Origin of the sequence: Allochromatium palmeri (assembly GCF_009720725.1) — a bacterium.
GTDB lineage: Bacteria > Pseudomonadota > Gammaproteobacteria > Chromatiales > Chromatiaceae > Thermochromatium > Thermochromatium palmeri.
In genome coordinates, this window is record NZ_WNKT01000005.1 from 124,296 (window position 1) to 143,843 (window position 19,548).

Consider the following 19,548-nt stretch of genomic DNA (forward strand, 5'->3'; position numbering starts at 1 on the left):
CGGGTTTAGCGTGTGACGGACGAATCGCGCACGAGGCTGGTGCTATGCAGACTGAACAGCAGATCGACCTCGGCATGGGTCAGGCCGCAGAGTTTACGGACCTCACTACGTCCACGCCCGAGACGGATCAGTTCGATGGCCTGGACATAGAGTCCTTCGTCGACGTTTCGCAAACGCAGCTCGCTTTGCTGATCGGCGAGTCGATCGAGCGCACGCTTGACGCTGGACTGATGCTGACCTTGATCGATGACGTCATCGGCCACCGCCTTGATCGCGCCATGCAGGGAGAGTATCGAGGTATTGAGTTCCAACTGCTCGTGGCGCATCACGCGCATCCGCTCTTCCAGGGTGCGGAGCTGCGTTCGGGCGCGAACGGCCAGCCAACCGGCCAGCACCGCGATGAGCAGCGCCGGCAGCGCGACCCAAAGCGCATCAATCCGGATCGCGTCGATCAAACCATCCATCGCCGGGATTCAAGCATAGTCGTCAATGATACCTCGGCCTCGGACGACCGGGCGCTGTGCGTCCGGGCGCTTCGCTCGCATCTCGCTGAGGCGGCGTAAGCCGGCTCGCCGATCCACCGATCGTCGATCGCCTTGGCGCCGATCATTCTGACGGCGTTCATGCACACGCCGGTCTCCGTCTGGACGATCGTCCAGGCGCCGTTCCTCTGCGCGACGTTCATGGATACGCCGCTCTCCGAGCCGGCGCTCGGTGAACCGACGCTCTTGGGTACGGCGCTCGTCGCGGCGCTGACGACGGCGATCGGAACGCCGACGCAACAGCCAGGTACGCTGCTGTTGCAGTTGGCGTTCCTGATCGTCTTCCGGCGCCCGCGAGGGTGTTTGGGCCTGAACCGGCCTCACGTCTCTGATGGGCTCGCTCATGGCTGACTCTCGAACACACAGCACAGGTGTTATGACAACAGCTTACTGAAGGCATCGGCTTGCGGCGCCAAAACATGAGCGATGGCTGGTGCGGACGTCCAGTTTCAAAAATCCCGCAAACTCGCCCACTCCTCGTCGGAAAGCAGCTTGTTGAGATCGATCAGGATGGTCAGACCGTCATCTGAACTGGTGACACCCAGGATGAAACGACTGGTCTGATCGTTGCCGACAGCAGGGGCTGGATCGATCGCGGCCACCGGGATCTGCACCACCTCGGCCACTGAGTCGACCAGGATGCCGATGTTCTGGTTGTCGACATCGATGATCACAATCCGCGAGGCATCGTCCGGGTCACGCACCGGCAGCGAGAGACGCCGACGCGCATCGATCACCGTCACCACGTCGCCGCGCAGGTTGATGATGCCCAGGATGTAGTCGGGCACGCCGGGGACGGGCGCGATCTCGGTGAGCTTGAGCACTTCCTGGACCTGAAGCACATCAATGGCATAGGTCTCGTCGGACAGGCTGAAGGTCACATAGGACGAGGAGCCTCCCAGGTGGCTTGCCTGCGAATCAGATGCGGTCATGGTATTTGTTCTCGGTTCATCGTTGTTGGCGTCACTGGATCCGGCCGATTCCGGCCTCCAGATCGGATGTCAGCGGCTCGGGTTCAGTCCGCTCGCTGGAGCGCGCCTGTTGTAGACCTGGCAACACGATCACCGCAACCCGCCGGTTACGCGCACGCCCGGTCTCGGTCGTGTTGCTCTCGAGGGGGTGGAACTGGCCATAGCCGATGGCGGCCATGCGCTCGGGATCCACGCCGTTCTGGGCGAACAGGTTGACCACGGTCGCCGCGCGTCCGGAAGACAGTTCCCAGTTGGACGGATAGATGGTGTTGCTGATCGGTAGATTATCCGTGTGCCCCTCGACATGGATGCGCACGTCGCGTCGTCCGAGCAGTCTGGCCACGTCCGCTAAGGCGGGTCGCGCCGCTGACTCCAGTGTCGCCGAGCCGCTCGAAAAGAGTAGATTGCTATTGATCGACACCTCAAGCCAATAGGGCTGGCGCTTGATCTCGATGTTGCCGGCCTCGATCAGCGAACCCATCGCCTCCTCCAGCTCCTCCGACATCTCCTGGATCTCGCCGAGGATTCGCCCGCGCTCTTCGTCCGAGGCCGCGCCGATGAGGGCGGCGAGCGCGACATCGGTCGGCGAAAATGGCTCGAAGCCCGGTTCAGGCTCGGGTGCCTGCTCGGCCGGACGGCCGACGATGACCTCGACCGGGGCGAGCGAGCGGTTCACGTCCTCGCTGATTGGATTTGGCTCCAGGGTCGGCTCGCCGATCTGGATCGGATCAATGGCCGCCGGCGCACCGAAGGCCTCGATCAGGGAGTCAGAGAGCACATGGTACTTGCCGGCATCGACGACTGAAACGGCATACATCACCACAAAGAAGGCCATCAAGAGCGTCACCAGATCGCCATAGGGAATGGCCCAGGCCTCGTGATTGACATGCTCCTCGTGCCGTTTGCGCCGCGCCATGGTCTCGACTCACCCTTGAATGAAACCGTTGAGCTTGTTCTCGATGTTACGCGGATTTTCGCCCTCGGCGATCGCGATCAGACCTTCGAGCAGCATGGTCTGATAGTTGACGCGCGCCTGGACGATGGATTTCAGTTTGTTCGACACCGGCAGAAAGAACAGATTGGCCAGCCCCACGCCATAGATGGTTGCCACGAAGGCCGCCGCGATTCCCTGGCCGAGCTTGCTTGGTTCAGCCAGATTCTGCATCACCGCCATCAGCCCCATGACCGCACCGATGATGCCGAGCGTCGGCGAATAGATCCCCATGCTCTCGAAGACCCGCGCCCCCTGCAGATCGAACGACTCGCTGTTGTCGAGATCGGACTCCAGCACCTGACGCAGTGTCTGCGGCTCGGCGCCGTCGACCAGCAGTTGCAACCCCTTGCGCACGAAAGGATCCGGCTCCTTGTCCGAGCGCTCCTCCAATCCAAGCAGTCCTTCCTTGCGCGAAATATGGGACCAGTCAACGACGTGCTTGATCATGCGCTTTGGCTCCAGGCGTGGCGGCTTGAAGACCCAGGGGAACATTCTGAAGGCGTGGATAAAGACCGGCACCCGTGTCTGCACCAGGGTCGCGCCCAGGGTGCCGATCACGACGATCAGGAACGCGGCCAGATTCCACAGCGCCTCGACCGAGCTGCCCTTGGCAATGACACCGCCCAGGATGGCCACGAGCCCGAACAGCAGTCCGATCAGGCTCAGAATGTCCACGCTCAACAGAAACCCTTGACCAACGCCGGCCCGACCTCCTTGAGTGGTAGGATCTGGTCAGCGAGACCGGCATCGATCACGGCGGCCGGCATGCCGAACACCACGCAACTGGCCGCGTCCTGCGCCCAGACATGCGCGCCATTGGCCTTGAGTTCGCGCGCACCCTCGCGTCCGTCAGCCCCCATGCCGGTCAGCACCACGGCCAGCACCTGTGAGCGTAGCGCCGAGACGGCGGACTTGAAGGTGATATCGACGCTCGGTTTATAGATGGTGCCGGGCGGACTCTCATCGATGCGTACCCGAGCCTGGGAGCCGCCCTCCAGGATGAGCTGCACGCCGCCGGGCGCCAGCAGCGCGCTACCCGGCTTGAGGATGTCGCCCGAGGCCGCTTCCTTGATATCGATCTGACAGAGATTGTTCAGACGCTCGGCGAAGGCGGGCGTAAAGCTCGCCGGCATGTGCTGAACCAGGATGATCGGTAGCGGAAAGCTCTTCGGCAGTCCCTTGAGCACCTCCTGCAACGCGACTGGACCGCCAGTGGAGGTGCCGATCAGCACCGCGCGCAGATTGCGCAGGGACGTCGAACTCGGCGCAAGGCGCGGGGCCGCCGTCGGACGCGGTGCAGGTGCCAGTGCCCCGGTCGGTGCCGCGCGATCGAGTGGCGCCGGGGCGGCCGGACGCTGGAGTCGGGTGCGACCGAGTGCGCGCACGCGCCGGCGCAGCAGGATCTTGGCCGCATCCTCGTCCTTGGCCATCTCGCTGAAGCGCTTGGGCAGAAAATCCATGGCTCCGGCGTCGAGCGCATCCAGAGTGGCCTTGGCGCCCTCGGTGGTCAGGGTCGAGAACATGAGGATCGGACGCGGCGACTCGGCCATGATGCGCCGCACCGCCGTGATGCCGTCCATTACCGGCATCTCGATGTCCATGGTGACCACGTCCGGATTCAGGCGTCTGACGACCTCGATGGCCTCCTGACCGTTGGCCGCGGTTCCAACGACCTCGATACCGACGTCAGCATTGAGGATCTCGACGATGCGCCGGCGGAAAAAGCCGGAATCGTCGACGACGACAACACGTAGACTCATGCCAGCATCCCCGTCTCAGCCGGTTGCGGTTGCGCGCGCGAGGCCCGCCCGCCGAATCCCGTCTGGCTCATGAGCCGCAGCAGGGCCGGGATGTCGATGATGAGTGCGATCCCGCCATCACCGGTAATGGTCGCGCCGGCCAGTCCAGGTACGCCATGGAGTCCCTTGCCGAGCGGCTTGATGACGACCTCCTCCTGACCGACCAGATCGTCGACGACCAGACCGACTTTGCGCTGGGCGACATGGACGACGACCACATGGGCGTCGGACTTGGGCTCGGTCAGGCGATACGGATGCAGCCAGCGCGAGGCGTAATAGAGCGGCAGGGCATGGTTACGCACCATGATGGCCTCCTGATCATCGACAAAATGGGTGCGCGTGAGATCCAGATCCAGGATCTCCGAAACTGAGGCCAGCGGAATGGCGAAGCGTCGCCCATCGAGAATAACCATGAGCGCCGGCAGAATGGCCAGCGTCAGGGGTAGCTTGACGTTGAGCTTGGTGCCCAGGCCGAGCGTGGAATCGATCTCGACCGTGCCGTTGAGCTGAGCGATGCGGGTCTTGACCACATCCATGCCGACCCCGCGTCCGGAGACGTCCGAGATCTCTTCCTTGGTCGAAAAACCGGCCATGAAGATCAGATCGAAGCACTCGCGCGTCGAGAGCCGCTCGGCCTGGGTGGAATCGAGCAGACCCTTTTCGATCGCCTTGGCCCGCAGCTTCTCGGGGTCCATGCCGCGTCCGTCGTCCTGGATCAGCAGCGAGATATGATCGCCCTCCTGAGCGGCCCCCAGCACCACGGTGCCCCGGCGCGGCTTGCCAGCGGCCTCGCGCACATCGGGCATCTCGATGCCGTGATCGACGGCATTGCGGATCAGATGCACCAGCGGATCAGCCAGCGCCTCGACCAGATTCTTGTCGAGATCGGTCTCCTCACCGAAGGTCTCCAGCTCGATCTCCTTGCCGAGATTGCGCGCCAGATCGCGCACCACACGCGGGAAACGGCTGAAGACCTTTTTGACCGGCTGCATGCGGGTCTTCATGACCGCTGTCTGCAAATCTGAGGTCACGAGCGCCAGCGAGGCGATGGCCTTGCCGATTTCCTCGTCGCCGGTACGCACGCGCAGCATGCTCAACCGATTGCGCACCAGCACCAGTTCGCCGACCAGATTCATGATCTCGTCGAGGCGCTGCGTATCGACGCGCACCGAGGTCTCGGCCGCAGGAGCGGCGGCGGCACGCTGGGCCTTGGCCGGATCGGTTTGATCGGCGGCCGGCGCCGGCGGATTGGGCGCTGGCGCCGCAGTCGGCGTGCTCGGAGCCGGCGGCGGACTTGGCTTGGCGGCTTCGACGTGTTCAGCAGGCTCAGCGGCTTTGGCGGCTCCTGAGCCATGCAACTGATCGAGCAACGAATCGAATTCGTCGTCCGTGATCAGATCGCCGGAACTAACAGGTTCAGACTCAGTGGCTGTGGGCGACTCGGATACAGACGGCGACGGCTGAGGCTCAACCTTGGGAGGATCGGCCGGCGGCGCGGCGGACTGGCCCGAGAGCGCATCGAGCAACGCCTCGAACTCGTCCTCGCTGATCTCGCCGGCCTCGCCTGCGGCCGGTTTGGCTGCAACGGACGTCTCGACCACCGGAACCGGCTCAGGTTCGGGTTCAGGAATTGGCGCTGGCTCCGGTTCAACGACCGGCGCCGGGGATGCCGGCTCGGCGGCGGCTGAATCCGGAACCGCCAGTGCCGCCAGATCGATGATCAGTGCGGGCGGCGCCGGCTCGGGTTCGCGTCCTGATTTGAGATCGCCGAACATGACGTTGAGCACGTCGAGCACGCGCAGCACCACATCCATGAGGACCGAATCGATGCGGCGCTGGCCATTGCGCAACAGATTGAAGACGTCCTCGGCATGATGACAGACCACGACCAGGGCATTGAGATTGAGGAATCCCGCGCCGCCTTTGATGGTGTGGAAACTGCGAAAAACCGCATTGAGCAGATTGCGATCATCCGGATTCTGTTCCAGATCGATCAGCTGCTCGTTGAGTGCCTCCAACAGTTCACCGGCTTCGACCAGAAAGTCCTGGAGGATCTCGTCATTCGGATCGATTGCCATGCATGATCACCCTGGGGTCGGTGGGCTAGAAGCCCAGGCTGGAGAGCAACGCATCCACGTCGTCCTGACTGCTGACGACATCGGCGACCGCGTCCTGTGTGTTGGGCACGATCGGGCCATGGCCCTGAGTGTCGGGCGGCTCGGATTCGTCCGCGATCGGCTTGTCCGGCTTGGGCAGCTCCATGCGGGCACTCGACAGGCGAATGAGTCCAACCAGATTCTCCTCGACTTCCTGCACCAGACGAATGACGCGGCGAATGATCTGCCCGGTCAAATCCTGATAATCCTGAGCCATCAGGATCTCCGACATCAGCGACTTGAGCCGATCGGTCTCCTGTCCGCTCAGGGTCAGGAATTCGTCGAGTTCGCGCGCCAGTTCGCGGAACTCGTCGATCGACAGCTCGCGATTGCGAAAACGTCCCCATTGCTCGCGCAGACTCGCCGATCGCTCATGGAGCGACTCGGCAATGGGCATGGATTCGTCGAGCGCGTTGAGCGTGCGATGAGTCGCCTGTTCAGTCATGGACACGACGTAATTCAGACGCTCCTTGGCGTCCGGAATTTCGTCGCGGGTCAGTTCGAGCAAACGCGAATCGCCCCGGAAGCTATTGAGCGCCTCGTGCAGGTCGCGCGTGAGCTTGCCGAGTTCCTCGAAGAGTTCGCGCTCGTAAGGCAGGCGCAGCTGACGAATGATCTCGTCGGCGCCGTCCCGGTCCTCGGCTTCCAGTCGCTCGACCAACCGCCGCGCCAGATCTAACTGGAGACTCAGGCGTTCTTCATCGTTGTCCATCGCTTATCCCTGCGCATCAAGGCGCTCGAAGATCTTGTCGATCTTTTCCTTCAGGGTCTCGGCGGTGAAGGGTTTGACGATATAACCATTGACCCCGGCCTGAGCGGCCTCGACGATCTGGTCGCGCTTGGCTTCAGCCGTGACCATGAGCACCGGCAGCGACTTGAGCGCTGGATCGGCGCGCACGGCCTTGAGCAGTGCGATGCCCTCCATGTTGGGCATGTTCCAGTCGGTGATCAGAAAATCGAATCCGCCGCCCTTGAGTATCGGCAGCGCCGTGCTGCCATCGTCGGCTTCGGAGGTGTTGTTGAATCCCAGCTCACGGAGCAGGTTCTTGATGATGCGTCTCATGGTGGAGAAATCGTCCACGATGAGAATTTTCATGCCTTTGTCCACGCAATGCTCCACATGGAATCTGTCAGTTTGAAAATTACGAGTCAGACCCGGTCCGGGTCCACTCACTCAAACGGCCCCGCAAACGGTGCAGGGCCTGACTACGAATCTGGCTCACTCGCGACTCGGTGACCTCGAGGACGGCCCCGATCTCGCGCAGATTGAGTTCTTCATCATAATAGAGCGCGAGCACCAGACGCTCGCGTTCCGGCAGACCGGCCAGCGCCTCGGCCAGCGCTGAGCCGAACTGTTCGCGTTCGAGTTGTTCGCTCGGCGCCGCACTCGTACCCGGCAGAAGCCGGTCGCTGTCGGCGTCCTCGCCGAATAAGTCCGCCAACCCCAAAATCTGAGAACTGGCCGTATCCTGCAACATGCCATGATATTCGTCGAGTGTGATGTCGAGTGTCTCGGCAATCTCGCGATCGCTGGCCGCACGCCCCTCGCGCGCCTCGACCTGATGGATCGCCTCGGCGATGCGCCGGCTGTTGCGATGCACCGAGCGCGGCGTCCAGTCAGCGCGGCGCAGCTCGTCGATCATGGCACCGCGCACACGGATACCGGCATAGGTGGCGAAGGTCGCGCCCTGCCCCGGCTGAAACTGGCGCGCCGCCTCGATCAAGCCGACCATTCCGGACTGTATCAGATCCTCGACCTGCACCGAGGCCGGCAGTCGCGCCACCAGATGATGCGCGATACGCCGCACCAGGTCGACATGATCGGCCACCAACCGCGCCGCCTCGTCGTTGGCGCTGGCATAGCCCATCCGAGCGCGGCCGCGGGTCATCCGGCGCCTTGCAGCAGACGCTCGACGAAAAAGCCGATACCGCCGACATCGGCACTCCCACCACGCGCGGCATCGACCCGGCGTGCCAGGTCGTTGAACACGCGCCCGGCGGGACTGCCCGGATAGAGGCTGACCACCGGCTGGCGTTTCTGGACCGCCAGACGCAGCTTCTCATCCATCGGAATCATCGCGGCCGTTTCCAGCACCACGTCCGGCAGATAGCTGGCACACACAGCCGAGAGTTTGCGCATCAGACGCTGGCCAGATTCGATGTCGCGTAGCATGTTGCAGATTATCCGAAAACGACGCACCCCGTGCTCCTGGTGTAGAACCTTGATCAGTGCGTAGGCATCTGTCAAGGACGCCGGTTCGTCGCAGACCACCACGAATACCTGCTGGACGGCCTTGCAGAAGCTCGTGACCGAGTCATGGACACCGGCGGCCGTGTCCACCACCAGGATGTCGAGCGGCTTGTCATAGCTGCTGAACGCGCGGATCAGGCCCAGATGTTCCGCTGGCGTCAGATTGGCCATAGAGCCGATTCCCGAAGCCGAGGGCACCAGCAGCAACCCGTCCGGACCGGGCAGCAGGACGTCTTCCAGATGTTCGACACGCCCGGCTACCAGATCGTGCAGGGTCTTGGTCGGACGTAATCCTAACATCAGGTCGGCGTTGGCCAACCCCAGATCGGCATCGAACAGCATCACATTGCGTCCCAGCCGGGCCAGGGCCACGGACAGATTGACCGCGACATTGGTCTTGCCGACGCCACCCTTGCCGCTGGCGATGGCGATGCTCTGAAAGGGCCGGTTCCTAGTAGGCTGCATGCGCGGATTTCCTGAAGGGGATCACGGACTCCAGTACCAGGCTGTCGCGCGTCATGACGCTGGGCGCCGGCGCCATGCGCGGGGTCGGGGTCGGTGTGGCTGTGCGTGGCGATGGCTCGGGCCGGACCAGCGGGGCTTGTTCGCGGGAGGCGAACCAGCTGTTCTCGACCTCCACGCGCGGCTGAAGGCGAACGCTCGACTCGCCCAGCGCCAAACCTGTCAGATGGGCCGTGTCGGCTTTGTGGAAGTCTTCCTCGATGCGCTGTCCGTCGCTCTGGAAGACCAGCCCCAGATGCTGCTCCAGCAAGACCGAGAGGATCTCGCCAAGCCGCTCGGACTCGTCGATCTTGGTCAGCACCAGCGCCGATGGCTCGCAGCGCTGAAAGGCTTGCAGCACCTGACGCAGCACGCCGGCCTGATGGGTCGCCGGGATCACCAGCCAGGTTTCGAGGTCGATTAAATGGCGCACCTGCGCAAAGAGCGGATGTTCGGCTGCATCGCGCGCCGCCCGGCCCTCGGTATCGACGAGAATGAGATGACCACTGGCGGCGCGTTTGGCCAGACTGACGAGATCGCGTTCGTTTTCGAGCAACATGACCGGCACACCGGCCATCTGACCGAAGGCCTGGAGTTGTTTGTAGGCGCCGATGCGCTGGCGGTCGAGCGTGACCAGAGTCACCGAGTCCGGCCCCAGGCGCCGGATGCGATGCAGGGCCAGCCGGCTCAGCGTGGTGGTCTTGCCCGCGCCTGTGGGGCCGACGAGCGCCAGGACGCCACCGCGCTCCAGCACGCCGGGCTGTACGGTGGCGATCGAAGCTGAGAGGCGCGCGCGCAGACGATTCCAGGCGTCATCAGAGGCCATGTCTTCCTGGATGGCGCCGATGAGCGAGCGCGCAAGCGTATCCTCGAATCCACACTCGACGAGCCGCTCGCTGATCTCGGCGGCCAGGGGATGGCGCACCGCCCATTGATCACGCTCGCTCAGGGCCTGCTGCTGCGCCAGCATCGAGCGCAGATCGCGCAGTTCACGGCGCATCGCGGCCAGGTCAGGATCGGCGGCAACCGGACGCGCCGAACGCACCGAACTGGGACGCGCGGGCGGCGTCGATTCGGTCGGGGCCTCGGTCGCGGCTACGACCTCCAGCATCCCGTCAACGCGACGACTTGAGAGGATCACCGCGTCCGGTCCCTGCTGTTCGCGCACCTGGCGCATAGCGTCCTGCATGCTCCTCGCCTGATAGCGCCGTACATTCATCGCTCAAACTCCCGTTACTCGATCAGGCCCGCGCCTGAGCATTGTCGCTCTTGCCCACAGTGGCCACGACCCGGATGCGCCGATTGTCGGGGATCTCGGTGAAGGCGAGGACGGTCAGATTGCGCACCGCACCTTTCAGCCAACCCGCGATCCAGGACCGGATCTCCGGAGCCACCACCAAGACAGCGGGCGCACCCTCGGCTTCCTGCTTGCGTGCCGCCTCGATCACCGAGCGTTGGAGCCGCTCGGCCAGACCGGGCTCGATACCGATGGTTTCGCCCTGACTGCCTTGCAGCGATTTATGCAACAGTTGTTCCAGCGATGGATCGAGTGCGATCAAGGGTAGCTCATCATCGGGTCCGATCAGATCCTGCACGATCGAGCGGGCGAGCGCCACCCGCACGGCTGCCGTCAAAGTGGCAGGATCTTGACTCTTGGCCGAGCGTTCCGCCAAGATTTCGGCGATCGTGCGCAGATCGCGGATGGCGACCTGCTCGGCCAGCAGGTTCTGCAGCACCTTGAGCACCACCCCGAGCGAAATCGACTTGGACGATAGCAGGTTTTCGACCAACTTGGGCGAGCGCCGCGAGAGCTGATCGAGCAGATGCTGCACCTCCTCGTGCCCGATGAGCCGATGGGCGTTTTCACGGAAGATCTGTGACAGATGGGTGGCGATGACCGTGGCCGAGTCGACCACCGTATAGCCGGCGGCCTGGGCGGTGTCGCGATTGCCCGGATCGATCCAGAGCGCGTCCAGATTGAAGGTCGGATCCTTGGTCGGCGTGCCCTCGACCGTACCGAACACCTGCCCCGGATTGATCGCCAGATCGCGGTCGGGAAAGACCTCGGCTTCGGCGGCCGTCACGCCCAGCAGCGAGATCCGGTACTGGTTCGGCCCCAGCTCCAGGTTGTCGCGGATGTGCACCGGCTGGATGAGAAAGCCGAACTCCTGCGAGAGCTTGCGCCGGATGCCCTTGATACGAGCCATGAGCTGGCCGTCCTGGGTGCGGTCGACCAGGGGGATGAGCCGGTAGCCCACTTCCAGCGACACCAGATCGACCGGCGGCACGTCGTCCCAGGACAGATCGCGATCCTCGGGCGCGGGCAGTTCCAGACCATCCGGCAAACGCTCGACGAGCTCGGGGGGCGGCGCCACAGGCTTAGCGGCGATCAGATAACCGACCCCGATCAGGCTGGAGGACAGCCCGAGAAAGACCAGATTGGGCATCCCCGGAATAAGTCCCAGAATCCCGATGACCCCGCCCGAGATATAGAGCACGCGCGGGTTGGCGAACATCTGCCCGAATACCTGCTGGCCCATGTCCTGCGAGCTTGAGGTGCGGGTAACGATGATGGCCGTGGCCGAGGACAGCAGCAGCGAGGGAATCTGAGCGACCAAACCGTCGCCGATGCTCAGCAGGATAAAGGTGTTGGTCGCGTCGGCGAAGGTCATCCCGGCCTGGGTGACGCCGATGACGATGCCGCCGATGATGTTGATGAAGAGAATCAGGATGCCGGCGATGGCATCCCCGCGCACGAATTTGCTTGCACCATCCATGGAGCCATAGAAATCGGCCTCCTGGGCCACGTCCTCGCGGCGCTTGCGTGCGTCCTCCTGCGAGATCAGCCCGGCATTCAGATCCGCGTCGATCGCCATCTGCTTGCCGGGCATGGCATCCAGGGTGAAACGGGCGCTGACCTCAGAGACGCGCCCCGCACCCTTGGTCACGACCACGAAGTTGATGATGACCAGGATGGTGAAGACCACGACGCCGATGGCGAAGTTGCCGCCGAGCACGAACTGGCCGAAGGCTTCGATCACCTTGCCCGCCGCGCCGGTGCCCTCGCCGCCATTGAGCAGAATCACGCGCGTCGAGGCGACATTGAGCGCCAGACGCAGCAGGGTCGCCACCAGGATCACAGTTGGAAAGGACGCAAAATCGACCGGACGCGGCGTATAGACCGCGACCATGACCACGATCAGCGACAGCGCGATGTTGAAGGTGAACAGCAGATCGAGCAGAAAGGGCGGCAGCGGCAGCACCAGCATGCCGAGCAGCGCGATCAGCAGCACGGGCGTGACCAGCCCCATGCGCCCGACGGCGGTCAAGCGTTCGACAAGAGTCATCATCGACGCCGTCTCCGGCGGCGCGGTGTGTTTTTCGGATCGAGATACTCCTCGGGCACCGGCAGCTCATCGGCCAGCTCGACGTCCGGATCCTCGCGCCGGATCTGATAGACATAGGCCAGGATGCGCGCCACGGCGATGAACAGCCCGTTCGGGATCTCCTGATCGAGATCCGTGGTGAAATAGATGGCACGCGCCACGCGCGGGGCCTCGACACGCACGATGCCATGCTCCTCGGCCAGCTCGCGGATGGCCATGGCCACGGCATCCGTGCCCTTGGCCAGCAAGCGCGGCGCGGGCATGGTCGCCGGCACATAGGAAATGGCCACGGCGTAATGGGTCGGGTTGGTGATGACCACGTCGGCCTTGGGCACTTCGGACATCATGCGCCGCTGCGACATCTCATGCTGCAACTGGCGGATGCGGCCCTTGACCTCGGGCTTGCCCTCGGTCTCCTTGAACTCGTCCTTGATCTCCTGGAGTGTCATGCGCAGTTGTTTCTGATGGTTCCACATCTGAAAGGGCGCATCGATGGCCGCCACGACGATGAGTGCGGTCGAGGCAATGAGAAAGAGCCAGGCGGCCATGCGGACGGTCTGGACGATCGCCTGCTCCACCGGCAACTCGCCAAGCGTCAGCAGATTATCCCAAACACTCATGATGGCCAGGGTCGCCACGAATCCGACCAGACCGAACTTGCCCAATCCCTTGACCAGCTCCATCAGACCCTGCACTGAAAACACCCGCTTGATGCCCGTGATCGGATTGAGCTTGGAGAACTTGGGTGCGAGCGCCTGGGTGGAAAAATTCATGCCGCCGACCAGGATCGGTCCCAGCAGTGCGATCACCATGAGCAGGCCAAACAGTGGGGCGAGGATCAGGAGCGCGCGTCCGAGCAGATCCTGGAGATGAGGCACCAGCAAGGCTTCATCGAAGATGAGTCCGCGCTCCAGCGTCCAGCCTTCGATCATCAGTTGACTGATCCGCCTGGCCAGGCCACCGCCGAGGAAAAGCAGAAAAGATCCGCCCACGACCAGGATGACGAAGGTGTTGAGTTCGCGCGAGCGCGCGACCTGCCCCTTCTCGCGTGCCTCGCGCAGACGTTTGGAGGTCGGGGCCTCTGAGCGTTCCTGGCCATTTTCATTCTCGGCCATGGCTCAGATCCTCGCGATCCGCTCGATGAGCGGCAGGGCCGAGAGTACGAATTCACCGATACGCGCCGTCAGACTCGGCAGCGTCAGCAGGACGATCAGAAAGCCGGCGAGAATGGTGATCGGGAAGCCGATCGCGAAGATATTGAGCTGGGGCGCGGCGCGCGTGACCACGCCCATGGCCAGATTGACCAACAGCAACGAGGCGACCGCCGGCAGCGCGATGAGCATGGCGCCGGCGAACATCCGCGAGCCGAAGCTGGCGATATGCCAGAAGTCATCACTCTCCGGTCCACCGGAACCGATCGGAAAGGTCTCGAAACTGCGCAGCAGCAGATCAAAGAGCACCAGATGCCCGTTCATGGCCAGAAAGATCAGGGTCGCCAGGATCGAGAGGTACTGCGAGATCATCGGCACCTGCACACCGCCGATCGGATCGACCGCTGAGGCGAACCCCAGCCCCATCGACAGCGCGATGGCCTCACCGGCCTGATTGATGGCCGAGAAGACCAGGGTGAGGATGAAACCCATGCCGATGCCGATCAGGGCCTGCTGGATGGCCACGACTACTCCGCCGACGCTGAGCGGATCGATCGCCGGCACCTCGGGCAACTGAGGCATGATCAGGAACGCCAGCAGCAGCGCCAGCCCCAGACGCACGCGTGTGTTGATCTGGCGCGCGCCAAACACCGGCACCACCAGCAGCATGGCGCTGATACGCACGAAGGGCCAGGCCAGCGAGACCGCCCAACGCAGGATATCGTTGGCCTCGAACGTGAGGGTGGACATAGGGCGATGGGATGCGACGCCGCCTGACTAGCCGATCATCCCAGGGATGCTCTCGTAGAGTCGGGTGACATAGTCGGTGACGAGCGTGAGCATCCAGGGTCCGGCAATGATCAGCGCCGCCCCGACTCCCACCAGCTTGGGGATAAAGGTCAGCGTCATCTCCTGGATCTGGGTGGCGGCCTGAAACAGACTGATGATCAGACCAATAATCAAACCGGTCAACAAGGGTGGTGCGGACATCAAAATGATGATTTCGCCCGCCTCCTTACCGACATCCAGGACCATTTCAGGTGTCATCGTCGCGATTCCTCATGTTCGGTTTGCGGCCGTCCGCCATCAGGCGCGGCCTGAAAATTCAGGGCGTTCGTGACATGCTATGCAGAATCGGGGCCGAATAGCCCAGTGGGCGGCGGCTGTCAAGTGTAGAAACTGCGCGCCAGGGTACCCAGCATCAGCGACCAGCCATCGACCAGCACGAACAGCATCAGCTTGAAGGGCAGCGAGATGATCAGAGGCGAGAGCATCATCATACCCATGGACATCAGCACGCTGGCCACCACCAGATCGATGATGAGAAAGGGGATCAGGATCAGGAAGCCGATCTGAAAGGCTGTTTTCAGCTCGCTGATGACAAAGGACGGAACCAGCAGCGTCAGCGGAATATCATCGGGCGACTCGAAACCATCGATGCCGCGGATGTTGGCGAAGAGCGCCAGATCCGATTCGCGCGTCTGGGCCAGCATGAAGGTGCGCAACGGCTTGACCGCCTTGACGAGTGCTTCCTCAGTGCCGAGCTGTTCCTCCATATAGGGCTTGATGGCGGTGTCGTGGATCTCCTGAAAGATCGGTGACATCACGAACAGCGTCAGAAATAACGCCAGGCCGAGCAGGATCTGGTTGGAGGGCGTCTGGGTCGTGCCCAGCCCCTGACGCAGGATGCCCAGGACGATGATGATGCGCGTGAACGAGGTCATCATGATGAGCGCCGACGGCAGAAGCGTCAGCAGTGTCATGATGATGAGAATCTGGAGTGTGACCGAGTAGATCTGACCGCCATCCGGCGCGGTCGTGACGGTCACCGCGTTCAATCCGCCGATCTGGGCCAGGGCGAGGCCCGGCATAAGCAGTCCGGTCAGTCCCAGCCCCAAGCGCGCGAGCTGTTTCATCCTGGCTGTCCACCGCGCTTGAAGCGTTCGAGCAGACTAGCAAAATCCCCGGTCCATGGCTCGTCGGCGGTTGGCTCGATGGGCTGAGCGAGTGTATGCAAATGGCGCACGCCCGCCGCCGTCACGCCAATCAGAATCTGTTCATGACCGACCTGAACCAGCATCAGACGCTCACGCGCGCCGATCGAGCGCACGGCCAGGATCTGGATAGCGCCCAAACCCGGCGAGGCCAAGCCTGGAACACGGCGCATGAACCAGGCCAGCACGACGATGGCCAAAACCACCAGCACCAAGCCACCCACCAGTTGCCCCAGATAACCCGCTGCTGTCGGATCAAGCGATGTCTGGGACTCAGCAGCCCAGACGAGACCTGGCGCGAGCCAGGCGCCCCAGGCGATCAGCGATCTCGGTAGCGAGCGCGGATGCATTCTCACCTCAGCTTGCGCACGCGCTCGCTCGGACTGATGACATCAGTCAGACGAATGCCGAACTTTTCATTGACCACCACCACCTCGCCATGCGCGATCAGGGTGCCATTGACCAGCACATCGAGCGGCTCGCCGGCCAGGCGGTCGAGTTCGACCACCGAACCCTGGTTGAGTTGCAGCAGATTGCGGATCGGAATGCGAGTACGGCCGATCTCCATGGCAATGGTCACAGGGACGTCCAACACCATGTTGAGATTGACATCGGTGGCCGGTGCCGTCTTGGCACTGCTGAAATCCTCCGGATCCATACGGCGGACGCCCTCCATACCAGAGTGCGCCTCCCCCGTCTGTTCGGTTTCTTTCTGCTCCTCGAGCGCAGCGGCCCAGGCGTCGGCAATGGCCTCGTCCGGGTCGATCTCGGCTGAATTCGTGTCGTTGTCGTTACTCATCGGGTTTCAATACCTCCATTGATCGAGACGCCGGCGACAGTGCTCGACACGGATGCTGGCGATTACAGACCCAGCGCCTGCCGGGGAACACGGCTCAATGCTTGATGTGCTCGACGATCTTGAGGGCATTGATCCCATTGGAGACCCCAAACTGACCGCGGAAGAGCGGGATGTCCTCGACATTGAGGATGACGGTCTCGGGCAGATCGACCGGAATGATGTCGCCGGGTTTGATTTCGAGTAGCTGCTCGACCGTCAGTGTGGCCTCAGTCAGGACCGAACTGATCTCGACCTTGGCGAGTGGCACCTCCTCCTCAAGCGCACGCTGCCAGCGCTGATCGACCCCGCTGCGGTCGGATTGCAGACCCGTGTCCAACACCTCGCGAATCGGCTCGATCATCGAATAGGGGAAGGTGACGTGCATGTTGCCGCCGCCGCCCTCCAGTTCGATATGGAAGTCGTTGATGACCACGATCTCGGTCGGGCTGACGATGTTGGCGAACTGCGGGTTAACCTCGGCATTCATGAACTCGAACTTCAGCTCCATCACCGGTTCCCAGGCTTTCTCCATGTCGGCGAAGGAGGCATCCAGCAGATTCCGGATGACACGCATCTCCATGGGCGTGAAGTCGCGTCCCTCGATGCGTGAATAATAGCGCCCATCGCCGCCGAAGAAGTTGTCGACCAGCCCGAAAACCAGCTTGGGATCGAAGACGAAGAGCGCCGTGCCGTGCAGCGGATAGACACGCACCAGATTCAGACTGGTCGGCACATAGAGCGAGTGCAGATATTCTGAGAACTTGGTCACGCGCGCGCCGATGACCGAAATTTCGGACGAGCGGCGCAGCAGATTGAACAGATGGATGCGCAGATAGCGCGCGAAACGCTCGTTGATCATGTCGAGCGTCGGCATTCGGCCGCGAACAATGCGATCCTGAGTCGCGAAGTCGTAGTTGCGCGCCTGACCGTCCGTGGGAAAGGGATTGGCGTCGGTATCGACGTCGCCGCTATCGACGCCATGCAAGAGGGCGTCGATCTCGTCTTGGCTGAGGATGTCGGATTGCTGCGCCATCTTAGGGTCTACTGCATGATGAGTTCGTTGAACAGGACATCATGGATCTCGGATGGCTCTCTGGAGCGTGCCAGCAAGCGCACCATGGTCTGACGCAATTCTTCACGAAGCGTATCCTTGCCCTCGGCGGTGTTGAGCGTGGCGAACTCCTGCGCGGCCAGCACGCTCAGGATGTCGTTGCGTAACATGGGCATGTGTCTGTCGACAGCCGCAATCACCTCGGGGTTCGGCGTGGCAATCGTCATATTGGCGCGCAGGAAGCGGACAGAGCCCGGCGAGAGATTGACGGTGAAAGACTCGAGTTCGTGATACGTGAGCGGCCCGAAGACCGGCGCGGCTGGCGCACCCTCCTCAGCTTGAACCTCGGACGTCGCCTCAGTCTCGGTCTCGACGGCGTCCCCGGATTCATCGGCGGATTTGCCATACCACAGAAAATAATAGGCCGCACCGCCACCGCCCGCGAGTAGCAGCAGCAGGATCACGATCAGGATGATCAGTTTCATGCGACCGCCTGGCGCCTTCTCCGCGCTCTTGTCGGCCCCCTTCTTGTCCGCTTTTTTCTTGTCAGCCATGCTCCAGACCTCTCGAATCGCGTCCCAGGCTCCATGATAGGCGCGATGGAACCCAAAAGTCCGATCGTCTACCGCCAGTGCGGTGAACGACCGGTTGGAATGATGAAGCCGCGATTGTAAACCGTGCCGTGACGAACGCTAGTGCGCGTGGAGGCGAGCAGAGCGTCAATGACTCATCGGTTCGACAGGCCGGATCAACTGAAGACGTCGAGCCGGCGCGACAGGACGGAGATCGTGCCACGGGTCTCGATGTGCATTTCATCGTCCTCGCTTTCGAACTCTGAGGTTTTGGCTGACCCGCTGCGCTCACGTCCGCTGCCTCCGCGATCATTCTTGGGTGTCTGATCCGAGACCGAGACATTGCCCAGCAGGACTCCGTCCTGCGCGAGTGCTTCACGCAACCTGGGCATGGCGGCTTCCAGCACTTCTCGCGCGACGGGATGTGCGGAGACGAACTGCACATGGGTCTTGTCGCCTTCCTGGACGAGCCGCACGTCCAGAGTGCCCAGACTGGGCGGATGCAGCTTGATCTCGGCGGTATCGAGTCCATTGTCGACTGACCAGCGTACTTGCTCGGCCAGGCGCTGCTCGCCACCGGGCTGAAGCAACCGGTTCAGATCCAGGGTCTGGAGACGGGTGCCGAGCGTTGGCGTCTCGGTTGTCGTGCCCGGCGTTCGCGCTGCGCCAGTTGGTGCCACCTCGGCGGATTCACCGAATTCCAGCGTAGTTTTCAGGTCCAGCGTGGATTCGAGCAGGTGATCGTCACTCGTCGAGGAGACCAGCAGTCCCTCGCGCAGGGAGTCGGATAGCGGATCGACTAGAACGCCTGAGGCCGTGGACGCGAAAATCGCGGTGTTCACCCAGGTTTGAGAGCCATCACTGTTCAGTTGACGCGCCAGCCAAGAAGGCAGGCCGGAAGCCGATTCGCCGACCTGCGGGTCGTCGGCCATCTCAGGCATCTCGCCATCCGGAATAGTGGATGGATTCGCCTGCCGCAAGAGCGCGCGCGTCAGCGTCTCCAGGTCGACAGGTGTCGACTCCAGCGGGTTGGCGATCTCAGGCATCTCGCCATCCGGAACAGTGGATGGATTCGCCTGCCGCAAGAGCGCGCGCGTCAGCGTCTCCAGGTCGACAGGTGTCGACTCCAGCGGGTTGGCGATCTCAGGCATCTCGCCATCCGGAACAGTAGGTGGATTCGCCTGCCGCAAGAGCGCGCGCGTCAGCGTCTCCAGATCGACAGGTGTCGACTCCAGCGGGTTGGCGATCTCAGGCATCTCGCCATCCGGAACAGTAGGTGGATTCGCCTGCCGCAAGAGCGCGCGCGTCAGCGTCTCCAGATCGACAGGTGTCGACTCCAGCG

Annotated in this window: 22 protein-coding genes; 1 reads left to right on the forward strand and 21 read right to left on the reverse strand. The window is 62.7% G+C overall.

Going from position 1 to position 19,548, the window contains the following annotated elements:
- Nucleotides 1-5: 5 nt before the first annotated feature.
- Complete coding sequence (locus GJ668_RS04265; RefSeq protein ID WP_155448871.1) at nucleotides 6-464, reverse strand: DUF2802 domain-containing protein; 459 nt, start codon at nucleotides 462-464, stop codon at nucleotides 6-8.
- A 132-nt stretch (nucleotides 465-596) separates the two neighbouring features.
- On the opposite strand from GJ668_RS04265, the gene GJ668_RS04270 reads away from it, so the two are divergent.
- Nucleotides 597-893, forward strand: a complete 297-nt coding sequence (locus tag GJ668_RS04270; protein ID WP_155448872.1) for a hypothetical protein — start codon at nucleotides 597-599, stop codon at nucleotides 891-893.
- Between the two features lie 98 nt (nucleotides 894-991).
- Here the strand turns inward: GJ668_RS04270 and GJ668_RS04275 are convergent, their stop codons facing one another.
- From GJ668_RS04275 to GJ668_RS04370, 20 genes are all read right to left on the reverse strand, one after another.
- The gene (locus tag GJ668_RS04275; RefSeq protein ID WP_155448873.1) at nucleotides 992-1,474 is read right to left on the reverse strand and encodes a chemotaxis protein CheW; all 483 of its coding nucleotides are present in this window, start codon (nucleotides 1,472-1,474) and stop codon (nucleotides 992-994) included.
- Between the two features lie 31 nt (nucleotides 1,475-1,505).
- On the reverse strand, nucleotides 1,506-2,429 hold the full coding sequence (motD, locus tag GJ668_RS04280; RefSeq protein ID WP_155448874.1) for a flagellar motor protein MotD: 924 nt from the start codon (nucleotides 2,427-2,429) through the stop codon (nucleotides 1,506-1,508).
- Between the two features lie 9 nt (nucleotides 2,430-2,438).
- On the reverse strand, nucleotides 2,439-3,182 hold the full coding sequence (locus GJ668_RS04285) for a flagellar motor protein (RefSeq protein ID WP_186342885.1): 744 nt from the start codon (nucleotides 3,180-3,182) through the stop codon (nucleotides 2,439-2,441).
- A 2-nt stretch (nucleotides 3,183-3,184) separates the two neighbouring features.
- Entirely contained in the window at nucleotides 3,185-4,267 is a 1,083-nt protein-coding gene (locus tag GJ668_RS04290; protein WP_155448876.1) for a protein-glutamate methylesterase/protein-glutamine glutaminase, read from the reverse strand.
- A complete protein-coding gene (locus GJ668_RS04295) occupies nucleotides 4,264-6,384 on the reverse strand; it encodes a chemotaxis protein CheA (protein ID WP_155448877.1) in 2,121 nt (706 codons plus the stop codon). The genes GJ668_RS04290 and GJ668_RS04295 overlap by 4 nt, the downstream gene beginning before the upstream one ends.
- 25 nt (nucleotides 6,385-6,409) lie before the next feature.
- Nucleotides 6,410-7,174, reverse strand: a complete 765-nt coding sequence (locus GJ668_RS04300; protein WP_155448878.1) for a protein phosphatase CheZ — start codon at nucleotides 7,172-7,174, stop codon at nucleotides 6,410-6,412.
- Between the two features lie 3 nt (nucleotides 7,175-7,177).
- Entirely contained in the window at nucleotides 7,178-7,558 is a 381-nt protein-coding gene (cheY, locus tag GJ668_RS04305; protein ID WP_155448879.1) for a chemotaxis response regulator CheY, read from the reverse strand.
- 46 nt (nucleotides 7,559-7,604) lie between these two features.
- A complete protein-coding gene (locus GJ668_RS04310) occupies nucleotides 7,605-8,351 on the reverse strand; it encodes an RNA polymerase sigma factor FliA (protein ID WP_155448880.1) in 747 nt (248 codons plus the stop codon).
- Entirely contained in the window at nucleotides 8,348-9,178 is an 831-nt protein-coding gene (locus tag GJ668_RS04315) for a MinD/ParA family protein (protein WP_155448881.1), read from the reverse strand. Before GJ668_RS04315 ends, GJ668_RS04310 begins: the two co-directional genes overlap by 4 nt.
- Nucleotides 9,165-10,433: a flagellar biosynthesis GTPase FlhF gene (gene flhF / locus GJ668_RS04320; protein WP_155448882.1), complete on the reverse strand. Its 1,269-nt coding sequence runs from the start codon at nucleotides 10,431-10,433 to the stop codon at nucleotides 9,165-9,167. Before flhF ends, GJ668_RS04315 begins: the two co-directional genes overlap by 14 nt.
- 22 nt (nucleotides 10,434-10,455) lie before the next feature.
- The gene (flhA, locus tag GJ668_RS04325) at nucleotides 10,456-12,564 is read right to left on the reverse strand and encodes a flagellar biosynthesis protein FlhA (protein ID WP_155448883.1); all 2,109 of its coding nucleotides are present in this window, start codon (nucleotides 12,562-12,564) and stop codon (nucleotides 10,456-10,458) included.
- The gene (gene flhB, locus GJ668_RS04330) at nucleotides 12,561-13,715 is read right to left on the reverse strand and encodes a flagellar biosynthesis protein FlhB (protein WP_155448884.1); all 1,155 of its coding nucleotides are present in this window, start codon (nucleotides 13,713-13,715) and stop codon (nucleotides 12,561-12,563) included. Before flhB ends, flhA begins: the two co-directional genes overlap by 4 nt.
- A 3-nt stretch (nucleotides 13,716-13,718) precedes the next feature.
- Nucleotides 13,719-14,501, reverse strand: coding sequence for a flagellar biosynthetic protein FliR (gene fliR / locus GJ668_RS04335; protein WP_155448885.1), 783 nt, complete (start codon nucleotides 14,499-14,501; stop codon nucleotides 13,719-13,721).
- 27 nt (nucleotides 14,502-14,528) lie between these two features.
- On the reverse strand, nucleotides 14,529-14,798 hold the full coding sequence (gene fliQ / locus GJ668_RS04340) for a flagellar biosynthesis protein FliQ (protein ID WP_155448886.1): 270 nt from the start codon (nucleotides 14,796-14,798) through the stop codon (nucleotides 14,529-14,531).
- 119 nt (nucleotides 14,799-14,917) lie between these two features.
- A complete protein-coding gene (gene fliP, locus GJ668_RS04345) occupies nucleotides 14,918-15,667 on the reverse strand; it encodes a flagellar type III secretion system pore protein FliP (RefSeq protein ID WP_155448887.1) in 750 nt (249 codons plus the stop codon).
- A complete protein-coding gene (fliO, locus tag GJ668_RS04350; RefSeq protein ID WP_155448888.1) occupies nucleotides 15,664-16,095 on the reverse strand; it encodes a flagellar biosynthetic protein FliO in 432 nt (143 codons plus the stop codon). The genes fliP and fliO overlap by 4 nt, the downstream gene beginning before the upstream one ends.
- Before the next feature lie 2 nt (nucleotides 16,096-16,097).
- Nucleotides 16,098-16,544, reverse strand: a complete 447-nt coding sequence (gene fliN / locus GJ668_RS04355; protein ID WP_155448889.1) for a flagellar motor switch protein FliN — start codon at nucleotides 16,542-16,544, stop codon at nucleotides 16,098-16,100.
- Between the two features lie 94 nt (nucleotides 16,545-16,638).
- Nucleotides 16,639-17,616, reverse strand: coding sequence for a flagellar motor switch protein FliM (gene fliM, locus GJ668_RS04360; RefSeq protein ID WP_155448890.1), 978 nt, complete (start codon nucleotides 17,614-17,616; stop codon nucleotides 16,639-16,641).
- An 8-nt stretch (nucleotides 17,617-17,624) separates the two neighbouring features.
- Nucleotides 17,625-18,188, reverse strand: coding sequence for a flagellar basal body-associated FliL family protein (locus GJ668_RS04365; protein ID WP_155448891.1), 564 nt, complete (start codon nucleotides 18,186-18,188; stop codon nucleotides 17,625-17,627).
- Nucleotides 18,189-18,382: 194 nt separating this feature from the next.
- A partial coding sequence (locus tag GJ668_RS04370) for a flagellar hook-length control protein FliK (RefSeq protein ID WP_425482473.1) occupies nucleotides 18,383-19,548 on the reverse strand: 1,166 nt, incomplete at its 5' end.

Bases quoted from the DNA above. Each gene is read 5' to 3' on its own strand.
- GJ668_RS04265 (WP_155448871.1), bottom strand. From the start codon at position 464: ATGGATGGTTTGATCGACGCGATCCGGATTGATGCGCTTTGGGTCGCG.
- GJ668_RS04275 (WP_155448873.1), bottom strand. From the start codon at position 1,474: ATGACCGCATCTGATTCGCAGGCAAGCCACCTGGGAGGCTCCTCGTCC.
- motD (WP_155448874.1), bottom strand. From the start codon at position 2,429: ATGGCGCGGCGCAAACGGCACGAGGAGCATGTCAATCACGAGGCCTGG.
- GJ668_RS04290 (WP_155448876.1), bottom strand. From the start codon at position 4,267: ATGAGTCTACGTGTTGTCGTCGTCGACGATTCCGGCTTTTTCCGCCGG.
- GJ668_RS04295 (WP_155448877.1), bottom strand. From the start codon at position 6,384: ATGGCAATCGATCCGAATGACGAGATCCTCCAGGACTTTCTGGTCGAA.
- GJ668_RS04300 (WP_155448878.1), bottom strand. From the start codon at position 7,174: ATGGACAACGATGAAGAACGCCTGAGTCTCCAGTTAGATCTGGCGCGG.
- cheY (WP_155448879.1), bottom strand. From the start codon at position 7,558: ATGAAAATTCTCATCGTGGACGATTTCTCCACCATGAGACGCATCATC.
- GJ668_RS04310 (WP_155448880.1), bottom strand. From the start codon at position 8,351: ATGACCCGCGGCCGCGCTCGGATGGGCTATGCCAGCGCCAACGACGAG.
- GJ668_RS04315 (WP_155448881.1), bottom strand. From the start codon at position 9,178: ATGCAGCCTACTAGGAACCGGCCCTTTCAGAGCATCGCCATCGCCAGC.
- flhF (WP_155448882.1), bottom strand. From the start codon at position 10,433: ATGAATGTACGGCGCTATCAGGCGAGGAGCATGCAGGACGCTATGCGC.
- flhA (WP_155448883.1), bottom strand. From the start codon at position 12,564: ATGATGACTCTTGTCGAACGCTTGACCGCCGTCGGGCGCATGGGGCTG.
- flhB (WP_155448884.1), bottom strand. From the start codon at position 13,715: ATGGCCGAGAATGAAAATGGCCAGGAACGCTCAGAGGCCCCGACCTCC.
- fliR (WP_155448885.1), bottom strand. From the start codon at position 14,501: ATGTCCACCCTCACGTTCGAGGCCAACGATATCCTGCGTTGGGCGGTC.
- fliQ (WP_155448886.1), bottom strand. From the start codon at position 14,798: ATGACACCTGAAATGGTCCTGGATGTCGGTAAGGAGGCGGGCGAAATC.
- fliP (WP_155448887.1), bottom strand. From the start codon at position 15,667: ATGAAACAGCTCGCGCGCTTGGGGCTGGGACTGACCGGACTGCTTATG.
- fliO (WP_155448888.1), bottom strand. From the start codon at position 16,095: ATGCATCCGCGCTCGCTACCGAGATCGCTGATCGCCTGGGGCGCCTGG.
- fliN (WP_155448889.1), bottom strand. From the start codon at position 16,544: ATGAGTAACGACAACGACACGAATTCAGCCGAGATCGACCCGGACGAG.
- fliM (WP_155448890.1), bottom strand. From the start codon at position 17,616: ATGGCGCAGCAATCCGACATCCTCAGCCAAGACGAGATCGACGCCCTC.
- GJ668_RS04365 (WP_155448891.1), bottom strand. From the start codon at position 18,188: ATGGCTGACAAGAAAAAAGCGGACAAGAAGGGGGCCGACAAGAGCGCG.